This window comes from Priestia sp. SIMBA_032 (assembly GCF_046535215.1).
Lineage (GTDB): Bacteria > Bacillota > Bacilli > Bacillales > Bacillaceae_H > Priestia > Priestia aryabhattai.
Genome location: NZ_JAWRXD010000943.1, coordinates 1 through 261, shown reverse-complemented (window position 1 = coordinate 261; position 261 = coordinate 1). Strand labels below are relative to the sequence as shown.

Genomic DNA, 261 nt, shown 5'->3' with positions numbered 1-261 from the left:
CCCACACCGCAAAGGACACTCCTGACTCCATCAGCGAGACATCAATGTACTGGCCAATTCCAGAGGCATTCCGCTCGTAGAGTGCAGCCGTGATCCCAAGGGAAACATAAAGAGCTGTGGTGAGGTCGCATATCGGCACTCCAACCTTCACCGGGGGCAAATCGGGGTAGCCAGTGATACTCATCAGACCGCTGCGAGCTTGCGCCATGATATCCAGTCCCGGCAGGTGCGAGAGCGGCCCATCCTGCCCCCAGCCAGAGG

General features: G+C 59.0%; 1 protein-coding gene. It reads right to left on the bottom strand.

Annotated features, from left to right (window positions below; genetic code table 11):
* On the bottom strand, positions 1–208 hold a 208-nt coding region (locus SB717_RS37115; RefSeq protein WP_410908098.1), incomplete at its 3' end, for a CoA transferase.
* Positions 209–261 lie beyond the last annotated feature (53 nt).